We start from the raw sequence: 17,173 nt of genomic DNA on the forward strand, positions 1-17,173 counted from the left end.
CCGCTCGCAGCTGCGGCGATCCGTGCAGGCGCTGCACGGCATCCGCCCATTCCGTCGGCGACTCCGCGACGAGGCAGTGGATGCCGTCGACCAGGCCGGCGCGTTCCGCCGAGATCCTCGTCGTCACGATCGCCCTGCCCAGCACGGCCGCCTCGATCAGCTTCATCTGCACGCCCGTGGCCATCTGGATCGGGACGATGCACACGTCCGCGGCGGCGTAGTAGGGCGCCACCTCGTCGACCACGCCGATCAGCTCGACCCCGTCGGCGACGAGCGCACGGACATCGGGGCCGGCGCCGCGCCCGACGATGTACAGCGTTCCCGCCGCACCGCGCCTGCGCAGCTCGGGGACCACGTGCTGGACGTACCACGCGAGCGCCTCGCGATTCGCCCGGTACGACAGCCGTCCGACGAACAGCGCCGATGACGGAGCCAGCCTCAGCTCCGCGCCGTCGCCCGGCGAGAGGTCGAGAGCGTGCGGCGAGCGCACGAGGCGGACGACCCCGTCCGGACGCAGCTCCGCGGGAGACGAGACGAGAACCGCGTCGGCTTCGTCGACGACCTGCTCCTCCGCGCGGCTCAGCCGGCCGGCCTCGATCCTCGCGATGACACGCCACAGCGGATTGCGGCCGGTGGCGAGCAGCTGGCGGTAGTAGTCGCTACGGAACTCGTCGAGGTCGACGACGCGCATCCCCCGCGCCAGCGGCAGGAAGTTCGCCGAGCGGATGACGTTGAAGAAGACGATGTCGGGCGCGGTGTCGGCGATGGCGCGTCTGATCGCGGTGTCGGCTTTCCGCGCTCCGGTGAACGCCTGCTGCAGAGGCCGCCGCGAGAACACGGCGCATGCAGCGCGGGCGAGCCCGCCGATCCTGCCGAGACGCACGACGCGGATGTCGGTGTGCTCGGGGAGGAGGGCGATCAGTTCGTGCACGTCCGCGGAGTCCTGGGCCGACCAGACGAGGAGGAGCGCGGTGACGTCGTAGTCCTCGGCGAGCGCCTTCAGGATGCCGAGGCTGCGCGGGCGCTGCCGAGACGGCACCCACGGCGCGACGAAGAGGAGCCGCTCCCGTCCCTGCGATTCCCCATCGTCCACACCCGCTCCTTCGATGCCGAGGTCACTCACCCTGCGAGACTACGCGGTGCCGAGGCATCCGATATACCAATACGACTATCGTGTCCCTGTGACCTCCGCGCCCCGCACCTCCCGTCGCCGACGCCGGGCCGGGCGCATCTCCGCCTGGGTGTTCGGCGGCATCCTGCTCGCCGCCGCCGTGTGCGCGGTGTGGATCGGCATCCGCGGTTCCCTCGCCTACCAGCACTTGGAGAGCGCGAGCGAGGCGGCGGCCGAGGCACCCTCCGTGCTGGCGGATCCCTCGGCGGCGCCCGCCCTCATCCGACGCATCGCCGACGACACCTCTGCCGCACGCGCCCTCACGGGCGACGCGATATGGAAGGCCGGCGAGCACGTGCCCTGGATCGGGCCGCAGCTGGCCGCCGTGTCGACGGTGTCCGCAGCCCTCGACGACATCGCGTCGCACGCCCTGACCCCGCTCTCGCACATCGCGGCGACGTCCTCGCTCGACAGCATCCGCCCGAAGGAGGGAGTGATCGACCTCGCGCCCTTCACAGAGATCGTCCCCGCCGCGGCGACGAGTGCGGACGCGCTGGCCGCTGCACGCGAGACGATCGGCGACATCGATCCCGCCCCCCTGATCTCCCCCGTCCGCGCGGCCGTGGCACAGGTCTCCGATCTCGTCACCGGCGCCCACGAGGGCGTCGACGCCCTGCGTCGCGCCTCGGCTCTCGCACCGTCGATGCTCGGCGTCGACGGCCCGCGCGACTACCTGGTCGTCCTGCAGAACAACGCGGAGTGGCGCTCCCTCGGCGGGATCGCCGGAGCGATGCTGCAGCTGCACGTCGACGGCGGGCGCCTGACTCTCGTCACCCAGAGCTCCTCGTCCGACTTCCCGATCTACGCAGACCCCGTGCTCCCGCTCAGCGAGGAGGAGACGCAGCTCTTCGGCACGCAGCCGGGGCGCTTCGTGCAGAACGTCACTCAGATCCCCGATTTCACCCGCGGCGCCCCCGTCGCGCGGGAGATGTGGCTGCGGCAGACGGGCGTCGAGGTCGACGGGGTCATCGCACTCGATCCCGTCGCGCTGTCGTACCTGCTTGCGGCGACCGGCCCCGTGACGCTCCCGACCGGCGACGTGCTCACCGGCGAGAACGCGGTCGACCTGCTGCTCAGCGGGGTCTACGAGCGCTATCGAGAACCCCGGGAGCAGGATGCGTTCTTCGCCGCATCCGCCGGTGCGGTCTTCGATGCGCTCGCCTCGGGGGCGGGGTCGCCCGCGAGTCTCCTCGAGGCGCTGGCCCGCGCCGGGTCCGAGCATCGGGTGCTGGTGTGGAACCAGGATCCTGCGGAGCAGTCCGTCCTCGACGGCACGACGCTGCAGGGCGCCTTGCCCGAGACCGACGCGACGACGACCGCGTTCGGGGTCTACGTCAACGATGCGACCTCGTCGAAGATGGACATCCACCAGACGCTCGAGACGCAGACGACGTGGTGGTGCGGGGCGGACCAGGCGCAGACCACCGTGACGATCCGCAACACCGCGCCCGCCGATGCCGCCGACCTCCCGAGCTACGTCACAGGCGGCGGCAGCCACGGCGTCCCGCCCGGTCAGGTGAAGACCGCCGTCTATGTGTACCTGCCCCAGGGCTCGACCCTGCTGTCGACGGATGCGGCAGGAGACGCGGTCACCCCCGGCATCGGAAGCGGAGTGGATGCCGGCCGTGACGTGTTGTTGTGGACCGTTCAGCTCGCTCCGGGACAGACCGCGACCTTGACGGTGCGCGTGCGGACTCCGCACACTCCCGTGCTCCTCATCCGAGTGACCCCGACGATCGGCCAGGCCTCTCAGACCATTGGCCAGAGGACTCCGACGAATGGCCAGGAGGAGTCCTCGGCCATTGCACAGGGTTGCGATATTCCGGGATAGTGATATTTAGGAGGGGGGCTTCTGGTGGGAGACCATCGCGGCTCCCCGCCTCGCTTAACGCTCGGAACCCTCACAGCCCTCCGAGTTCTTGCCCCACTCCCCCAGAGAGGCCCCGCCATGAAGCGCAGTTTCATCAAGGCAGCCGCCACGACCGCTCTCGTCGCCGGCGCACTGCTCCTCACTCCGGCCTTCGCCGGCGCAACGTCGTACACCCCTCCGTCCACCGGAACCGTCAGTGCGGCCACCGTCGCACCGGGGGGCACGTTCACCTTCTCCGCCCCCGCGGAGATCTTCGCCCCCGGCGAGAGCGTCACCATCAGCCTCACCGGAGAGAACGCCCTGGGCGCCTCGCTCGGCTTCGTGAAGTTCGCGATCGAGACCAAGGCTCTCGGCACCGTGACCGCCAGCAGCAACGGCGGCCTCGGAGCGGTCAGCATCACGCTCCCCTCCAACGCCTCCGGCCGCTACTCGGTGCTGGCGACCTCGGAATCCAACCCGACCGGCATCGCCGCGTACGTCAGCACGGACGCGGGCGCGGGCACGGGGACCGGCGATGACGGCCTCGCCGCCACCGGAGCCGACAGCTCCGCGCTCCTGCCCATCTGGATCGGCGGAGGCGCGCTCGTCCTGGCCGGCGGCGGCCTCGCCGTCGCCGCGACGGTTCGCCGCAACCGCAAGCACGAAGCAGCCTGACCCGACGAAGAAAGGGGGTCCGGTCGAGAGACCGGACCCCCTCTTCTCGTCAGCGCCAGAAGTCAGAGAGCCCGCCTGCGAGCTCGAACCCCTGGGAGCGGCCGAGCAGCGCCGCTTCCGGGCGCAGGGTCAGGTCCATCGCCGATGCTCCGAACAGATGCACGGCGCCGTCACCGGGGACGATCACCTCGACGCGACTCCCCGTGGAGCGCAGCTCCTCGACCTGAGTGACGAGGTCGCTTCCCCACTCGATCGGATGCCGCGACCGCCCGCCGAACGGTGAGAGCACGAGGACGCGCTCGCACCCGGCTGCCAGATCGGCGTTCTCATTGCGACGATAGCCGCCGTCCAGATAGCGCTCCTCGCCGATCGCGTACGCGAACCCGCTCGAGCAGCTCGCCGCGACGGCATCCGCCAGCTCGACACCGCTCTCCCGCGTGAACACCACCGGCTCGCCCGTGCGCGCGTCGACAGCGGTGATGCGCAGCTCCCGATCAGGCCAGTCCTGGCGCGGGAGCCTCCTCGCGACCATCTCGCGCCACCGCGTGGAGCGCGACCCGTCCTGGTCCATCGCCAAAGCGGCCTCACCGAGCCTGCGGCGCAGATCCTCGATGTCGGCGGAGGCGGCGATGATGTCGGCCGTCCTCGCCATGCCCTCCGCTGCCGCCCTGGTCCGGTCGGGCCCAGTGCCCTGCGGGATCGGAACCAGCGATGCCGCGTACAGCTCTCCCACAGCGCCCGACAGCGCCTGGACGGCCGTCGTCGACCCCGCGGATGTGCCGACGACCACATCCGCGTCCGTGACGTCGAGCCCGCCGTCCGCGATGCCGGCGAGGACGCCGAGAGCCCAGGCGTTGCCCGTGGACCCGCCGCCTCCGATGACCAGCGCCGTTCCGCTCATATCCCCTCCGCACCGCCTCGGATACGACAAAGCGGACGGAGGCCTTCCGGCATCCGTCCGCTTCCTCTCATGATGTTCAGAGTGCGAGACGCTCGCGCACGACAGCGGCGAGGCGCTCGGCGTAGGTCTGCACCGATTCGGCATCCGCCGCCTCGACCATGACCCGCACCAGCGGCTCCGTGCCGGACTTGCGCAGCAGGACGCGTCCGGTGTCGCCGAGTTCGGCCTCCACCTCGCGAACGGCCGCCTGCACGACCTCGTCGCCCTCCAGGGCGTCCTTGTCGACGCCCCGCACGTTGATGAGCACCTGAGGGTAGACCTTCATGACGCTCGCGAGCTCGGCGATCGACTTCTTCTGCCGCGCCATCTCGCTCACCAGGTGCAGACCGGTCAGCAGGCCGTCTCCGGTGGTGGCGAACTCGCTCATGATCACGTGGCCCGACTGCTCGCCGCCGAGCGCGTATCCGCCCTCGTTCATGTCTTCGAGCACATAGCGGTCGCCGACGGCGGTCTGCCGCACGGTGATCCCCTGCTCGCGCATGGCGACGTGCAGACCGAGGTTGCTCATCACGGTCGCGACGAGGGTGTCGTCGGTGAGGTGCCCGCGCTCCTTCATCGACACCGCGAGGATCGCCATGATCTGATCGCCGTCGATGACGTTGCCCTGGGCGTCGACCGCGAGGCAGCGATCGGCGTCGCCGTCGTGGGCGATGCCGATGTCGGCGCCCAGCCGGACGACGGCCTCGGCGAGGTTGTCGAGGTGGGTCGAGCCCACGCCGTCGTTGATGTTCAGACCGTCGGGGTCGGCCCCGATGACGGTCACGTTCGCGCCCGCGTCTCGGAACGTCTCGGGTGAGACCCCCGCGGCCGCACCGTGCGCGCAGTCCAGCACCACGTGGATGCCGTCGAGCTGATGCGGCAGCGAACCGAGCAGGTGCACCACGTAGCGGTCCTCGGCATCCGCGAATCGGATGATGCGTCCGACGCCCGCGCCCGTCGGACGGAGCTTCTCGTCGGCCATCGCGGCCTCGATGCGCTCCTCCACGACGTCGGGGAGCTTGACCCCGCCTCGGGCGAAGATCTTGATCCCGTTGTCAGGAGCGGGGTTGTGCGACGCCGAGATCATGACGCCGAAGTCGGCATCCCTGTCGGCGACGAGGAATGCGAGTGCCGGAGTCGGGATGACCCCGGCCTCGAGCACGTCGACGCCGGAGGACGCGAGCCCCGCGGCGACCGCCGCGGTGAGGAAGTGGCCGGAGACCCGGGGGTCGCGTGCCACAACTGCGGTGAGTCGCTTGCCTTCGGCTTTGCGAGCCTCCGCAGTACGGCCCTGGCCCAGGACGACAGCAGTCGCCTGGGCCAGGGTGAGCGCCAGATCGGCGGTGAGGATGCCATTGGCAAGTCCTCGCACGCCGTCCGTGCCAAAGATCGGCATCGGTCGGATGGACCTTAACGCTTCGAGTACTGAGGCGCCTTGCGGGCCTTCTTGAGACCGGCCTTCTTGCGCTCCTTGACGCGAGCGTCACGGGAGAGGAAGCCGGCCTTCTTCAGGGTCGGGCGGTTGTTCTCGGCGTCGATCTCGTTCAGCGCACGGGCGATGCCGAGGCGGAGCGCACCGGCCTGACCCGAGGGGCCACCACCGGAGATGCGGGCGATGACGTCGTAGCCGCCGGCGAGGTTGAGGACCGTGAACGGGTCGTTGATCAGCTGCTGGTGCAGCTTGTTCGGGAAGTAGTCCTCGAGGGTACGGCCGTTGACCGTGATGGTGCCGGCGCCGGGGATCAGACGCACGCGGGCGATGGCCTGCTTGCGACGACCAACGGCGGCACCCGGGACGCTCAGCACGGGGCGGGGAGCCGCCTCGACTGCTTCGGTCTCGGGAGTCGACGTCGAGAAGTTCTGGAGGTTTTCGGTGGTGTCCTGGATGTCAGCCACGAGTATGTCCTTAAGTCTTTACGGCGCTTACTGGGCGACCTGGTCGAGGGTGTACGGCGTCGGCTGCTGCGCGGCGTGCGGGTGCTCTGCACCGACGTACACCTTGAGCTTCGACAGCTGCTGACGGCCCAGGCTGTTCTTGGGGAGCATGCCACGGATGGCCTTCTCCACAGCGCGGACCGGGTTCTTCTCGAGGAGCTCGGCGTAGGTGACCGACTTCAGACCGCCCGGGTAACCCGAGTGGCGGTAGGCCAGCTTCTTCTGGAGCTTCTGACCGGTGAGCGCGACCTTGTCGGCGTTCACGATGATGACGAAGTCACCCGAGTCGATGTGGTTGGCGAAGGTCGGCTTGTGCTTGCCACGCAGGAGCGTAGCGGCGTGCGAAGCCAGACGGCCGAGAACGACGTCAGTGGCGTCGATGACGACCCAGTCACGCTGGACCTCGCCGGCCTTCGGGGTGTAAGTGCGCGTCACGATAGTGCTGCTTTCTTGTTCGAACGGAGAAGTTCGTGAATCCCACTCCGGGGTGGTTCTCTCCCCAGGGGGAGGAACACGCCAGTGGAGGGCTCACGTTCGCGGCACTCGGCAGTCGAGTACCAAAGTGACAGCTTACGTCATCGGAGCCGGTTCCCCAAAACCGCGCCTCCCTGCCGGAGAGCCCGTCTCCGTCAGGGAGGTCGGCGAGGCGCCTCGCCTCAGCCGATGGCGACGCGCTCACCCGGCGTGAGGATGCGCAGCCGACCGGCGCTCCCCGCGTGCTCGAACATGCCGATGAGACGCTCACGGGTCTCCGAGAAGTGGAACCATCCCTCTGCGTGCACGGGCACGATGATCGCGCCGGCCAGCGCCTCGGCCGCTTCGAGCGCGGTGCGGGCGTTGAGGGTGAGGTCGACGTCGCCGAACCTGCCGACGTTGGCCGCACCGGTGAAGAGCACGGCGACCTCGATGCGCGGGAAGCGCTCGGCGATCTCGCGCACGAGGGCGACGGAGGCGTTGTCTCCCGACACGTACACGGTCGGCTCGCCCGCCGCCTCGAGGATGAAGCCGGTGACGACGCCGGTGAGCGCCTCGGCTCCCTCCGGACCGTGCAGCGCCGGCACCGCCGTGATCACGGCGTCGCCGACGCGGTGCTGCTGCCACGGGTCGAGACCGATGACGTGCGGGATGCGCTGGGCCGAGTCCGGTGTGCCGAGCACCAGGGGGACCTCGGCGAGCAGCGCGCGCCCCGCGGAGTCCAGGTTGTCCTCGTGCTGGTCGTGGGAGAGCAGCACGACGTCGACGGGGCCGAGATCCGCGGCGGCGACCGCGGGGCCGACGAGCTTGTGCAGCGTGATCGGACCGGGGTAGGCGCCGGGCTCGTCGAACGTCGGGTCCGTGAGGATCGAGAGTCCCGCATAGGTGAAGTGGAGCGTCGGGCCGCCGATCAGAAGGGCTGGGATCTGTGTCATGGCATCAGTCTTCGGCATCCGTCGCGGTCGATCCAGTGGCCTTGAGGAATCTCTTCGATAGGATCAGGCCATGAGGAGACGAACCGTCGCGGTGCTCGCATTCCCGCAGATCAGCCCCTTCCACCTGTCGGTGCCGACGCTCGTGTTCGGCGGCGCGGGGCTCGACGGCGTCGAGGGCCTCTACGACGTCACCGTGTGCGCGGAGCACCCAGGGTCCATGCCCACCGGTGCGGGGTACGCGATCCAGGTGGACGCGGGGCTGGAGACGATGGCCGTCGCCGACCTCGTCGTCATCCCGAGCTGGCGCGAGGGCATGGCGCCCTCCCCCGCCCTTCTCGACGCCGTCACGTCGGCCCACGCCCGCGGCGCCAGGGTGGTGGGGCTCTGCCTCGGGACGTTCGTCGTGTCGGCATCCGGCATCGCCGACGGCCGGGAGGTCTCCACGCACTGGGCCGCCGCGGCGAGGCTGACCTCGGAGCAGCCGCAGGTCGAGGTCCGCGACGACGTGCTGTGGACCGACCTGGGCGACGTCATCACGTCGGCCGGCGCCGCAGCCGCCCTGGACTGCTGCCTGCACATCGTGCGCTCCGACCACGGCGCCACAGCCGCGACCGCCCTGGCGAGGGCGCTCGTGCTGGCGCCGCACCGCACCGGCTCGCAAGCGCAGTACATCCCGGCGCCGGTGGTCGCGGCCTCCGCGGACGATCCGATCGGACGCGCGATGATCTGGGCGCGGGCCCGCCTCACCGAGGTCTTCGATCTCGACGAGTGGGCAGAGGCCGTGCACCTCTCGCGGAGGACGTTCACGCGGCGATTCCGCGAGCGCACGGGCACGAGCCCGCAGCAGTGGCTGCTGGATCAGCGGGTGGATGCCGCCCGCACCCTGCTCGAGAGCTCGGACGAGTCGGTCGACCGCATCGCGGAGCTCGCCGGATTCGGAAGCGCCGTGTCGCTGCGCCTGCACTTCCGTCAGCGCCTTGGTGTCAGCCCGGCGGCGCACCGCTCGACGTTCCGGGTCGGGGCCGCATGAGCCGGGGCGTGTCTCACGGGGCTGCAGCGGGCGTCTTTGCGAAGCTGGTGTCTTCTGCACGCCGAAGGAGGACTCGCCCATGAGGGAACGACTGATCGTGACGGCGTGGTTGTACGGCGGACCGGCGCATGGAGACTCCATGGACGTGCCCACACCGCTGCCCCCGACCCTCGGCTCGGATCGTTGGGGGGACGGCGTGTATGCACGAATCGGTCCCGAGCTCGACGAGCTCGGGCGTCATCAGACGACGTGGTGCTACCGCTGGAGAGATGATCTGGAGCTCGACGCACCGCGCGAGTAGCGACGGTCCTCGTCGGATCCGCCTCAGTCGAGTCGTGCGGTCACCAGGATCGGGCGATGGTCGCTCATGCCCTGAGGCAGGGTCGTGACACGTTCGATCTCGAACCCCGAAGAGGTCGCGAAGTCGTAGTGCCCGCGGAACACGCGATACCGCGTGTACGTGTGATCGTCGCTGAGGGTGAGCGCGTAGCCGTGCTCACGCACGGCGTCGCCGAGGTTCTCCTTGAACACGGGGTAGTTGTAGTCGCCGACCATGAGCTGCGGGAGTCCGGCGCCGAGCGCGGCGAGCTGGGTGAGCGCGGCGCGGATCTGATGCCTCCGCAGCGAGTTCAGCGCCGTGAGCGGTGCCGCATGGAAGGACGCCACGATCAGCTCGCGTCCCTCGTCGATCTCGAGCAGTCTCACCCCGAGAACCCTCTCGTGGGCGGGTTTCGCGATGCGGTCGTGCAGCGACTTCTTCAGCTCGAGGGTCTTCACGCCCAGCACCCGGAACGTGCTCGCGCGGTAGTACAGGGCGAGGCCGAGGCGATTGCCCTGGGTCGCCTCGGCGAGCACGAGGTCTCCGATGCGCTCGGGGAGCTCCTGCACATCGCACTCCTGCAGGCAGAGGACGTCGGGATCGTGCACGCCGACCAGCTCGACGAGCTCGCTCGCGGCGCGATGCTTCTGGAGGTTGTAGGAGATGACCTTCATGACACTGACACGCTACCCGTCGGTGCTGAGCGGTCGCGATGAATCACCTGTCATAGCCCCAGCGGATGCCGAGCATCCCCGGGCCGAAGCCGTGCCTGGCGAGGTGCACCGACCCCGACCTCACCGCACGCGCCGTGGACACGTACTCCTCCCCCGTCTCGATGAACTCCTCGCACCAGCTCGGCACGGCATCAGGATGGAAGCGCACCCAGATCAGCGTCTCCCTCGCGGCCCTCGACGTCGCGTGCCAGACGGACTGCCGTGGCGGATGCCCTGGCGGATAGGTCTCGGTGAACTCGATGAGCGTCGTGCCGCCCGTGGTGATGGGCTCGTCGAGGGCGATCACCACCCCGGAGAGGAGACGCCCCGGATGCAGGTACTCGCGGTCGACCCGACCGCCGATGACGTCGGAGAACACCGACATGACGTCGCTCTCGACCGGGGTCGCGTCGATGAGGGGGATCTCGGTGATCGTGCCCTTGGTCGACTGCACGAGGGCCCTCGTGACCACGCGCTCGACGGCTCCGTCGCGACCGACGTGCGCGACGTACTGGGTGGACAGATCCCGCAGCGACTCCTGAGGAGCCGACCGCAGCGCGACGAGGGTCTCCTCCGCCTCGCGCTGCACCCTCTCCTCGTCGAACGGGAGCTTCGGGGGCGCCACCGTCCCGAGCCGCGCCGAGGGCCCGAGCAGGCTCGTCAGGTGGCCGCGGTCGAGGGCGAGGCGATCCTCGATGCCCTCGACGACGCTCAGCGACTGCGCGCCCTCGGGCTGCCGCGCCCCCGATCGCCAGTAGCTCAGCGTCGCCATCGACACCGGGTTGCCGTCGTCGTTCAGCAGCGCCTGCAGACGCGCGAGCGACATGCCGCGTTCAGAGATCGCGACGCGCAGTGCGGCCGCGAACGCCGATGTCCGATCCGTCACAGTTCTCCCTGCCGTCGTGTGAAGGAGCCTCGTCTACAGTCAGCATACGGATTCGCGCTCGCCTCCCCTCAGAGCGGCGGCCCGTCATCACCGTCAGACGGCTGGGGCCTTCGGGTGAAACGTCCGTTGCGGCTGCCCTTCTTTGGGGGAAGGACAGCCGCAACGGAGCCCCGTCAGTCGTCGGACGTGCGGCGTGCGCGCGTCTGCTCGGCCCGCGTCGACAGCAGCTCGTCGGCCGGATAGCCGACCTCGGTGAGGGTCAGGCCGCGCGCGGCGAGCACCTTGAACTCGCTCGTCCTGGCGAGGGCGTCGCGCAGCACGGCGACATCCGCCACGTCGAGTCGCCCCTCGCCGACCGCGGCGCACGCTCCGACGAGGGCGCGCACCATGCTGTGGCAGAACGCGTCGGCCTTGAGCTCCGCGACGAGCACGCCGTCGGCATCCCGCGCCCAGCGGTACTCGAGAAGGGTGCGGATCGTCGTGGCCTCTTCACGGGGCTTGCAGTACGCCGCGAAGTCGTGGAGGCCGATCAGCGTCTGCGCTGCGGCATCCATCGCCTGCTCGTCCAGGACGCCTCGATGGGTGGTCGTGTTCAGCCGGCGCAGCGGATCGTAGCCGGAGGCCTCGTCGGCGAGCCGGTATCGATACCGCCGCCACACCGCGGAGAAACGGGCGTCGAACCCGTCGGGCGCCGGCGAGGAGCGGGTCACCGTGACGTCCGGGTAGGCGCCGAGCACGCCGCGCATGCGACCGGCGAGGGAGCCGGCTGGATCGTGCGCCGCCTTCCCGTGCCGCGACTCGACGCGCGACCACTGCTCATCGTCGAGGTCGACGTGGACGACCTGGCCGGAGGCGTGCACGCCGGCATCCGTCCGCCCGGCGACCACGAACTGCACCGGAGAGCCGACGATGCGGGCCAGTGCGTCTTCCAGCGTGCCCTGCACGGTGCGCAGGCCCGGCTGCTTGGCCCACCCGCGGAAGTGAGTGCCGTCGTAAGCGATGTCGAGCCGGATGCGCACGCATCAAGACTAGGACAGGCGCTCGACCAGGATGCCGTCCTCATCGCTGTACAGGTGCGCGCCCACCGCGAACTCCACGCCGCCGAATGAGACCGTGACGTCGACCTCGCCCGCGCCGAGCTTCGCGCTCTTGCGCGGGTTGGTCCCGAGGGCCTTCACCCCGAGGTCGAGTCCGTCGATCGCGACGCTGTCGCGGATGCCGCCGTTGATCACGACACCCGCCCATCCGTTCTGAACGGCCGACGCGGCGATCAGATCGCCCATCAGTGCGGTGTTCAGCGATCCTCCCCCGTCGATCACGAGCACGGCGCCGTCACCCGGCGTGGCCAGGAGGGACTTCACGAGAGCGTTGTCCTCGAGGCAGCGCACCGTGCGGATGGGGCCGTCGAAAGCCCGCCGCCGCCCGAAGGAGCGCAGCTGCAGCGGAAGCGACTGGATGCCGTCGCCGAGCTCGTCGTACAGGTCGGCGGTGGCCACCGTCATCAGATGCCGCCGTCGATCGAGCGGATGAAGTCGCCCGGCTCGTCGGGCACCATGACCTCGGTCTCCATGTTCAGGCTCTCGCCGCGGAAGAACCGCTTCGACCGCGGGAAGAGGAACCAGATGAACATCAGCACGATGCCGATCGCGAGCGAGCCGATGCCGACGACGAACGTGCCGCCGATGCCGAGGAGCACGGTGTTGCCGTAGTCCACGTCCCACATGTCGATCGCCGACTGCACGAAGGCCGCCGCCAGCATGAGTCCGCCCAGCAGCGGGAACAGCCCCTTGAAGAAGAAGTCGCGCGGCGAGCGCATGAGGTCCTTGCGGAAGTACCAGACGCACGCGAACCCGGTGATCGAGTAGTAGAAGGCGATCGCGAGGCCGAGCGAGAGGATCGAGTCCTGCAGGATGTTGTCGCTGATGAGCGTCATCCCGACGTAGTACGCGATCGCGACGATGCCCATGATGATGGTCGAGAACGACGGGGTCTTGAAAGTCGGGTGCACGTCCTTGAACTTCGCCGGCAGCGCACGGTACACGCCCATCGCGAGGGTGCCGCGGGCGGTCGGGAGGATCGTCGTCTGCGTGGACGAGATGGCCGAGATGATGACCGCGACGACCAGCACCCAGCCGAACGGGCCCAGCAGACCGTCCTTGATGCCGAGGAAGAAGTCGTCGGCGTTCGCCTCGTTGCCCAGGCCCGTGCCCGACTCGCCGAGTCCCGCGTACATCATGGCGGCGATCGTCACGGCGACGTAGGTGAAGAGCAGGATGACGCAGGTGAGCACAGCGGCGCGACCGGGTATCCGCTTGGGGTCCTTGGTCTCCTCGTTCAGAGCGAGGCAGGTGTCCCACCCCCAGTAGATGAACAGCGCGAGCAGGATCGCCTCGGTGAAGCCCGACCACGATGTGAAGGCGAACGGGTTCATCCACTCCCACGAGAAGTCGATGGCGTCGGGAGCGTTGCCGCTGACGATCTGCCAGAAGACGGCGACGATGAAGACGACGAGAGCGAGGTACTGGATGCCGAGCAGGACGTTCTGGATGCGCTCGCCGATCTCGACCCCGCGCCAGCTGACCCAGGTCATCGCGGCGATGAAGAGCACCGCGACGACGATCACGCGCCAGTCGTTGTTCTCCAGGTCGACGCCGATCAATGACCAGAAGTAGACCGACGCGATCTGCGCGAGGTTGGCGAGCACCACCATGCCGGCCACCGCGACGCCCCAGCCGCCCATCCAGCCCACCCACGGGCCGAAGGCCTTGGTGCCCCACGTGAAGGTGGTGCCGCAGTCGGGCACGGCGTTGTTGAGCTCGCGGTACGCGAAGGCGATGAGCAGCATCGGCACGAAGGCGAGCACGAAGGCGATGGGCGCCTGCGCGCCGACGGCGATGACCACCCAGCCGAGCGAGGCGACCAGCGAGTACACGGGTGCCGTGGATGCCAGGCCGATGACGGTCGATCCCCAGAGCCCCAGTGTCCCCGCTGCCAGTCCCTTGCCGTCGGGTCGTTCCAGATGGATTGGCGTCGTTGACATGTTCAGATAGTAGGGCACCTACTGTTTTCGGGTCAACCACCTACGGATACCAATGGAATCCGTCACCACAGTCGTGCCAAACAACAGAATCCGAAGGTTCAGTCTCGTCCGAGCATCCCATCGGAGTGCTCAGCCACCCAGGCGACCAGAGGGAGCATCCTCTCCATCAGGTCACGCCCCAGCGGAGTGAGGCTGTACTCGACGTGCGGAGGGACCGCCGGCAGGGACTCCCGGTGCACGATGCCGTCCTCGGCGAGGGTGCGCAGAGTGGAGGCCAGCATCTTCTCGCTGATCCCGCCGACCTCTCGACGCAGCTCGCCCCAGCGGCGCGTCCCATCGGAGAGGCAGGAGAGCACCAGCACGCCCCACTTGCTCATGACGTGGTCGAGGATGACCCGCGTGCTGCAACCGGGGTCGAAGAGCATGGGAGACGATCCCTTTATCTGCGCAAAACTCACCGTCATGTAGGTACCTTACTTCAAAGTGGGTACCCGAACTCTGGAATGTAAGGCCTTCACGAGCGGGTTGTGGCTGGTGTCACCTACGAAAGGACACCCCATGACCATCCTCGTCACCGGAGCAACCGGGAACCTCGGCCGCCTGATCATCGAGAGCCTGATCGAGCGCGGTGCGTCCGCCGATCAGATCGTCGCCGGAGCGCGCGACGTCGCGAAGGCCGCCGACCTCGGCGTCCGCGCCGTGCACCTCGACTACACCGACCCCGCCTCCGTCTCCGCCGCCCTCGACGGCGTCGACTCGGTGGTCCTGGTCTCGAGCTCCGAAGTGGGTCAGCGCTTCGCGCAGCACAAGGCCGTGATCGACGCCGCCGCCGCTGCGGGGGTGACGAAGTTCGTCTACACCAGCGCCCCGAAGGCCACCACCACAGATCTGATCCTGGCGCCCGAGCACAAGGCCACGGAGGAGGCGATCGCCGCGTCCGGTCTTCCGTCGGTGATCCTGCGCAACAACTGGTACACCGAGAACTACGTGCGCGACCTCGCCACCGCGGCGGAGAGCGGCGTGCTCGCCGCCGGCGTCGGCGACGGACGGGTGGCTTCGGCCAGCCGCAAGGACTTCGCGGATGCCGCGGCCGTCGTCCTCCTCGAGGACGGCCACCTCGGCCAGGTCTACGAGCTCGGCGGCGACGTCGCGTGGAACTACGACGAGCTCGCTGCGGCGTTCGCCGAGATCACCGGCCGCGAGGTCTCGTACGTGCGTCTCGGCGCCGATGAGCAGGTCGCCGCACTCCGCGCCGCGGGTCTCGACGAGGGCACCGCAGGGTTCGTGGCCGCGCTCGACGCCGGCATCCGCGACGGTGCGCTCGCCGACACGGACGGCACGCTCGCGCGCCTCATCGGCCGTCCGACGACGCCTCTCGTCGACGGACTGCGCGCCGCGGCCTGACGCCGCGAGCACGGGTGGGCGGTGCGGTCGCGATCTCCCTCGCGATGAGCGCACTGCCCGCCCGACGGCGATCGTCGTCAGCCTGCGGCGATCCGCGAAGAGCTCTGCCGAGGGGACGGGTGCGGTGAGAAAGTTGCCGTCATCCGAACGGAAGTGTGCTAAATATCTACAACAGGATCTTTAACTCGCACCCTGCCCATCGGAATCGATCCGCGAGGTCGAGCCACTCGTTCAATGATGATCGGAAGGCCGCAGATGAACACCCGTCCCACGACCCCGTCGGCACTCGCTGACGGCGAGCACCTCAAAGTCCTCGGATACGACGACACCTTCGACCGGTCGATGAGCCTCTGGGCCAACTTCGCCCTCGGATTCACCTACCTGTCCCCGCTCGTGGGCGTGTACTCGCTCTTCGCCCTCGCGTTGAGCGTGGGCGGTCCGCCGTCGGTGTGGTGGATCTTCATCGTCGGCGCGGGCCAGCTCCTCGTGTCCCTCGTCTTCGGCGAGGTCGTCTCCCAGTATCCGATCCACGGCGGCATCTACCCCTGGGCGCGTCGACTGTGGGGACGCCGGTACGCCTGGATGGCCGCGTGGGTCTACATCTGGGCGATGATCGTCACCGTGACGGCGGTCGCCGAGTTCGGCTCCGGATTCACCGCGAGCCTGTTCGGCCTGGAGCCGACCCCCACGACGACGCTGCTGCTCACGCTCGCGCTGCTGCTTCTCGCTCTGCTCATCAACTTCTCCGGAACCAAGTGGCTGGGACGCGTCGCCCGCATCGGGCTCGCCGCCGAACTCGCCGGCGTCATCGGAGTGGGCCTGTATCTCCTGCTGTTCCAGCGCAAGCAGGAGTTCAGCGTCTTCTTCGACACGATGGGAGTCGAGGGCGACGGCAGCTACGCGACCGCGTTCTTCGGAGCCGCGCTCGCCGGGCTGTTCCTGTTCTACGGGTTCGAGGCCTGCGGCGACGTCGCGGAGGAGGTGTCCCAGCCCGCCCGTCGCATCCCGCGGGCGATGGTGCTGACGATCCTCGTCGGAGGCGTCTCCGCCCTGTTCTCGTTCGTCGGCTATGTGCTCGCGGCTCCCGATCTGCAGGCCATCGTCGCCGGCGAGAACGCCGATCCGATCCCCGGCATCCTCGAATCCGCACTCGGAACCGTGGGCGCCAAGATCTTCCTCGTCATCGCCGTCACCGCCTTCATCTCCTGCGTGCTCAGCCTCCAGGCCGCCGCCAGCCGCCTCCTGTTCTCCTTCGCACGCGACGGGATGCTGCCCGGCCATCGCTGGCTGTCGAAGATCTCGCCCAGAAACAAGGTGCCCACCAACGCGCTGATCGTCGCCTGCACGATTCCGGCGATCATCGCGGTGCTCGTGTGGATCAATCCGGACCTGCTGGTGGCCGTCACCGCGTTCGCCGTGCTCGGCATCTACGTCGCGTTCCAGATGGTCGTGCTCGGCGCCCTGCGCCAGCGTCTGCGCGGATGGCGACCGGCCGGTCCCTTCTCGCTCGGCGCCTGGGGAATCGTCGTCAATGCCCTCGCCCTCGCCTACGGCGTGTTCGCGATGGTGCTCCTCGCGCTCCCCGGCTCCTCCGGCGATGTCGTCACCGACTGGATCGTCCTGATCGGGCTCGGCGTCGTCGTGGTCACGGGAATCGCCTACCTCCTCATCGCTCGCCCCGACGGGAAGTCCGACGCCCCCGAGGGCGACGCGATCACCGTCGCCGAGGAGATCCGACGCCGCACGGGCGCGATCGCCCTCCCCCAGGCCTCTCGGCGCACGCCGCGCTGACGGGCGGGAGC

16 protein-coding genes and 1 pseudogene are annotated in these 17,173 nt (G+C 69.1%); 5 read left to right on the forward strand and 12 right to left on the reverse strand.

The window, feature by feature from the left end; genetic code table 11:
- Positions 1-10: 10 nt before the first annotated feature.
- Positions 11-691 (reverse strand): annotated as a pseudogene (locus LC438_RS18560) (glycosyltransferase family 4 protein); the annotation flags it as partial.
- A gap of 490 nt (positions 692-1,181) precedes the next feature.
- Here LC438_RS18560 and LC438_RS14325 point away from each other — a divergent pair.
- Entirely contained in the window at positions 1,182-3,002 is a 1,821-nt protein-coding gene (locus LC438_RS14325) for a DUF4012 domain-containing protein (protein ID WP_223586972.1), read from the forward strand.
- 117 nt (positions 3,003-3,119) lie between these two features.
- The gene (locus LC438_RS14330; protein ID WP_223586973.1) at positions 3,120-3,695 is read left to right on the forward strand and encodes a cell wall protein; all 576 of its coding nucleotides are present in this window, start codon (positions 3,120-3,122) and stop codon (positions 3,693-3,695) included.
- A 49-nt stretch (positions 3,696-3,744) separates the two neighbouring features.
- Here LC438_RS14330 and LC438_RS14335 read toward each other — a convergent pair whose 3' ends face one another.
- The 5 genes from LC438_RS14335 to LC438_RS14355 form a co-directional block, all read right to left on the reverse strand.
- On the reverse strand, positions 3,745-4,596 hold the full coding sequence (locus tag LC438_RS14335; protein WP_105672679.1) for a patatin-like phospholipase family protein: 852 nt from the start codon (positions 4,594-4,596) through the stop codon (positions 3,745-3,747).
- Between the two features lie 76 nt (positions 4,597-4,672).
- Positions 4,673-6,031, reverse strand: coding sequence for a phosphoglucosamine mutase (gene glmM / locus LC438_RS14340; RefSeq protein ID WP_223586974.1), 1,359 nt, complete (start codon positions 6,029-6,031; stop codon positions 4,673-4,675).
- Positions 6,032-6,045: 14 nt separating this feature from the next.
- A complete protein-coding gene (gene rpsI / locus LC438_RS14345; RefSeq protein ID WP_105672677.1) occupies positions 6,046-6,531 on the reverse strand; it encodes a 30S ribosomal protein S9 in 486 nt (161 codons plus the stop codon).
- Positions 6,532-6,558: 27 nt separating this feature from the next.
- Complete coding sequence (rplM, locus tag LC438_RS14350) at positions 6,559-7,005, reverse strand: 50S ribosomal protein L13 (RefSeq protein WP_105672676.1); 447 nt, start codon at positions 7,003-7,005, stop codon at positions 6,559-6,561.
- 221 nt (positions 7,006-7,226) lie between these two features.
- A complete protein-coding gene (locus tag LC438_RS14355) occupies positions 7,227-7,979 on the reverse strand; it encodes an MBL fold metallo-hydrolase (protein WP_223586975.1) in 753 nt (250 codons plus the stop codon).
- A gap of 70 nt (positions 7,980-8,049) precedes the next feature.
- Here LC438_RS14355 and LC438_RS14360 point away from each other — a divergent pair, with 70 nt between their 5' ends.
- Positions 8,050-9,009 carry a GlxA family transcriptional regulator gene (locus LC438_RS14360; protein WP_223586976.1) on the forward strand — a complete coding sequence of 320 codons (960 nt, stop codon included), beginning with the start codon at positions 8,050-8,052 and terminating at the stop codon, positions 9,007-9,009.
- Positions 9,010-9,333: 324 nt separating this feature from the next.
- Here the strand turns inward: LC438_RS14360 and LC438_RS14365 are convergent, their stop codons facing one another.
- The 6 genes from LC438_RS14365 to LC438_RS14390 all read right to left on the reverse strand — a co-directional run bounded on the left by LC438_RS14365 (position 9,334) and on the right by LC438_RS14390 (position 14,431).
- A complete protein-coding gene (locus LC438_RS14365; RefSeq protein ID WP_105672673.1) occupies positions 9,334-10,002 on the reverse strand; it encodes an endonuclease/exonuclease/phosphatase family protein in 669 nt (222 codons plus the stop codon).
- 43 nt (positions 10,003-10,045) lie between these two features.
- Complete coding sequence (locus LC438_RS14370; protein WP_223586977.1) at positions 10,046-10,927, reverse strand: hypothetical protein; 882 nt, start codon at positions 10,925-10,927, stop codon at positions 10,046-10,048.
- 173 nt (positions 10,928-11,100) lie between these two features.
- A complete protein-coding gene (gene truA, locus LC438_RS14375; RefSeq protein ID WP_105672671.1) occupies positions 11,101-11,946 on the reverse strand; it encodes a tRNA pseudouridine(38-40) synthase TruA in 846 nt (281 codons plus the stop codon).
- Between the two features lie 9 nt (positions 11,947-11,955).
- On the reverse strand, positions 11,956-12,429 hold the full coding sequence (gene rraA, locus LC438_RS14380; protein WP_105672670.1) for a ribonuclease E activity regulator RraA: 474 nt from the start codon (positions 12,427-12,429) through the stop codon (positions 11,956-11,958).
- The gene (locus tag LC438_RS14385; RefSeq protein ID WP_105672782.1) at positions 12,429-13,967 is read right to left on the reverse strand and encodes an APC family permease; all 1,539 of its coding nucleotides are present in this window, start codon (positions 13,965-13,967) and stop codon (positions 12,429-12,431) included. The genes rraA and LC438_RS14385 overlap by 1 nt, the downstream gene beginning before the upstream one ends.
- Positions 13,968-14,065: 98 nt before the next feature.
- Positions 14,066-14,431, reverse strand: a complete 366-nt coding sequence (locus LC438_RS14390) for a helix-turn-helix domain-containing protein (RefSeq protein WP_223586978.1) — start codon at positions 14,429-14,431, stop codon at positions 14,066-14,068.
- A gap of 94 nt (positions 14,432-14,525) precedes the next feature.
- On the opposite strand from LC438_RS14390, the gene LC438_RS14395 reads away from it, so the two are divergent.
- Positions 14,526-15,371 carry an SDR family oxidoreductase gene (locus LC438_RS14395; RefSeq protein WP_105672668.1) on the forward strand — a complete coding sequence of 282 codons (846 nt, stop codon included), beginning with the start codon at positions 14,526-14,528 and terminating at the stop codon, positions 15,369-15,371.
- A gap of 255 nt (positions 15,372-15,626) precedes the next feature.
- A complete protein-coding gene (locus LC438_RS14400; protein ID WP_223586979.1) occupies positions 15,627-17,162 on the forward strand; it encodes an APC family permease in 1,536 nt (511 codons plus the stop codon).
- Positions 17,163-17,173: the final 11 nt, after the last annotated feature.

The sequence above is a fragment of the Microbacterium sp. OVT16B genome (assembly GCF_019969705.1).
GTDB lineage: Bacteria > Actinomycetota > Actinomycetes > Actinomycetales > Microbacteriaceae > Microbacterium > Microbacterium natoriense.

Excerpts from the sequence above, each read along its gene's own strand:
- LC438_RS14365 (WP_105672673.1), bottom strand. The coding sequence starts at position 10,002 with ATGAAGGTCATCTCCTACAACCTCCAGAAGCATCGCGCCGCGAGCGAG.
- LC438_RS14395 (WP_105672668.1), top strand. The coding sequence starts at position 14,526 with ATGACCATCCTCGTCACCGGAGCAACCGGGAACCTCGGCCGCCTGATC.
- LC438_RS14335 (WP_105672679.1), bottom strand. The coding sequence starts at position 4,596 with ATGAGCGGAACGGCGCTGGTCATCGGAGGCGGCGGGTCCACGGGCAAC.
- LC438_RS14390 (WP_223586978.1), bottom strand. The coding sequence starts at position 14,431 with ATGACGGTGAGTTTTGCGCAGATAAAGGGATCGTCTCCCATGCTCTTC.
- LC438_RS14400 (WP_223586979.1), top strand. The coding sequence starts at position 15,627 with ATGAACACCCGTCCCACGACCCCGTCGGCACTCGCTGACGGCGAGCAC.
- glmM (WP_223586974.1), bottom strand. The coding sequence starts at position 6,031 with ATGCCGATCTTTGGCACGGACGGCGTGCGAGGACTTGCCAATGGCATC.
- LC438_RS14355 (WP_223586975.1), bottom strand. The coding sequence starts at position 7,979 with ATGACACAGATCCCAGCCCTTCTGATCGGCGGCCCGACGCTCCACTTC.
- rraA (WP_105672670.1), bottom strand. The coding sequence starts at position 12,429 with ATGACGGTGGCCACCGCCGACCTGTACGACGAGCTCGGCGACGGCATC.
- LC438_RS14330 (WP_223586973.1), top strand. The coding sequence starts at position 3,120 with ATGAAGCGCAGTTTCATCAAGGCAGCCGCCACGACCGCTCTCGTCGCC.
- LC438_RS14360 (WP_223586976.1), top strand. The coding sequence starts at position 8,050 with ATGAGGAGACGAACCGTCGCGGTGCTCGCATTCCCGCAGATCAGCCCC.
- LC438_RS14385 (WP_105672782.1), bottom strand. The coding sequence starts at position 13,967 with ATGTCAACGACGCCAATCCATCTGGAACGACCCGACGGCAAGGGACTG.